The sequence below is a fragment of the Clostridium sp. D43t1_170807_H7 genome, from assembly GCF_015555905.1.
In the GTDB taxonomy this organism is placed as follows: domain Bacteria; phylum Bacillota; class Clostridia; order Clostridiales; family Clostridiaceae; genus Clostridium.
This window is the reverse complement of record NZ_JADNLK010000063.1, coordinates 1-2,028: the sequence shown is the minus strand read 5'-3', so window position 1 is coordinate 2,028 and position 2,028 is coordinate 1. Positions and strand designations below refer to the sequence as shown.

Genomic DNA, 2,028 nt, shown 5'->3' with positions numbered 1-2,028 from the left:
TACTTATCTCAAAAGAATTGCTGGTTTACTTTAACTATATTCTGTTCAATTTTCAAAGACCATTTACTCTGTCGCACTGAAGCGACTTCCTTATCTTATCACTGAGAAACTCTCCTGTCAACATTTTTTTCAACATTTTTTGTTGTTTTTGTTAACTTGGATTCACCTAATATCTTAGGTTTTTGTTCTGTTCCTCAGAACATGATTTATAATATCATCTAATAAATTTAATAATTATACATAATTAAGTAAAATTTAAATTTTAATCTGCTTTTTCTCTTTTTTTCATCATTTTACTTCTCTTTTCTTATATTGATACACTAGGAAGAGTGTTGCTATTTTTTATAAAATTTATCCACTATATGCACATTATCCACAACATTACTATAATATATTAAAAGTATTTATCAACATAATTAACATTATCCACACATATATATAATATGCTAAGTTTTGCATACTACCATCAAAAATTATTGTTTTATTTCTTATTTTTTAACAAATATTTTTCTAATTCAATAAAAATACTAATAAAATTTTTAAATAATAATTTATAAAAACTAAATATTTTATTATGTTTTTACTTATATATACTTCCATTATTTAAAATAAATTTTTTACAAAATAATAAAAATATTAATTATATTCTCTGTATCAAAAAATTTGAAAATTTTATTAACATATAGAAGTATTATTTATAATACATAATATAACTATAATTTAGGTTTTTATTTATATCAAAAATGAATTTACAAAATTTCCAACACTAAGTAGTAAAAAAAGAATTAATAAGTAATTACTATATACTCAATGCCTTATTAATTGTAAAAATATAATACTCTGTATTTAATTACTTGAAATTAATATTACTAAAGACTTTCATTTATATACATAAAATTATAGATGCAATTAAAAAGCTTATTGGCTATGGTTCCCTTGAAGGTTTTATTGAACTTGATGAAACATATTTTTCTCTTAGTTCATAGCAAAAGTTCTAATTTTACAATACTTAAGAGATGCAAGAAAGCGTAGTAAAAAAATAAATACAAGAGATATATCTAAGGAATTTATTTGTGTATTATGTGGTGTAGATAGATTAGGAAATATCCATACTGTATTAATATATAATGTTAAACCTAAATATACTGATATAGATAAGGATTTATCAGATGTTGTTGAAAAAAACTCTATATTATGTACTGATAAGCATATAAACTATATCCCTTTTACAGCTCAACATAACTTTGAGTTGCATTAAACTAGAGATGGAAGAAAAATTGTGGATATTTATAATATTCTAAGAGTTAATGCCTTTCATAGTAGTTTGAAAAGATGAATAAATAAGTTTAATGGAGTTTCAACAAAATACCTAACTAATTATCTATTCTCGTACAAATAAAGGCAACTATTTAAAACAGAAATGGATTTTATTTTTACTGTTTTTAGTATGCAATTAATACAAGGATTACTAAATAATCGTTAAAAATTACGAGGTACTCATATGAAAAAATACATTTTTGCAATGATAGTTTATTTGATAAATTATATTAATTATTAAAGGATTATTTATTGTTGAAATCTTATATCTATAATATCTACGTATGCACAAGCAACTTTGATGACTTATTTTACTTTATTCCTATTTGTACTGAGGATCTTAACATTCACTTTGACAATTGATATTGTGCAGAAATATATATAATCAAAAGAAAAGTAAACTTATAGATAATGTTTAAAGTTAGATAAGTCACAATCTTAAACTTTTTATTTATTTATAGTATAATTTATTTTAATTTTAAATTTACTTTTATTGATATATATTTAAATATAAAAAATATGATTCGGCGTATATATTATTTTATAATAAAAAAAAAGATACCTAGTTTAAACTAAGTATCTTCTTACCTGGCAACGTTCTACTCTCCCACACAGTCCCCCGTGCAGTACCATCGACGCTGTAGAGCTTAACTTTCCTGTTCGGAATGGGAAGGAGTGTTTCCTCTACGCCATCATCACCAGATGCTATGG

1 rRNA gene and 1 pseudogene are annotated in these 2,028 nt (G+C 23.0%); one reads left to right on the top strand and one right to left on the bottom strand.

Annotated elements, in window-relative coordinates:
* Positions 1-742 precede the first annotated feature (742 nt).
* Positions 743-1,399, top strand: a pseudogene (locus I2E98_RS15715) (IS1595 family transposase); the annotation flags it as partial.
* A 504-nt stretch (positions 1,400-1,903) separates the two neighbouring features.
* Here I2E98_RS15715 and rrf read toward each other — a convergent pair.
* A 5S ribosomal RNA gene (gene rrf / locus I2E98_RS15710) occupies positions 1,904-2,020 on the bottom strand.
* Positions 2,021-2,028 lie beyond the last annotated feature (8 nt).